This is a genomic window from Klebsiella sp. K47, assembly GCF_051858335.1.
GTDB lineage: Bacteria > Pseudomonadota > Gammaproteobacteria > Enterobacterales > Enterobacteriaceae > Klebsiella > Klebsiella pneumoniae.
Genome location: NZ_JBPYUI010000616.1, coordinates 1 through 208, shown reverse-complemented (window position 1 = coordinate 208; position 208 = coordinate 1). Strand labels below are relative to the sequence as shown.

Here is a 208-nt window from a genome sequence, read left to right as displayed (position 1 = left end):
ACTGGGCTTCAACGCCCCGGGCTCCTACCGCGAGTTCGCGGCCCTGACCTCGATCGCCGAGGAGCCGGGCCTGACCGACAGCGCGGACTGGCGTGAAATGGTACGCCAGTTGGTCACCGCCAACGAGGCCGTGTGCCGCACTGCCCGGAAAGTGCTGGATGTGGCCGACGATGCCGATGACGCACCGACCGAAGATCTGATGACCCAG

At 66.8% G+C, this 208-nt stretch carries 1 protein-coding gene; it reads left to right on the top strand.

What is annotated here, in order from left to right; all coding sequences use genetic code 11:
- Positions 1 to 208 (top strand): ferritin-like domain-containing protein (locus RRF55_RS29445; protein ID WP_439419520.1); only part of this gene is annotated, 208 nt, incomplete at both ends.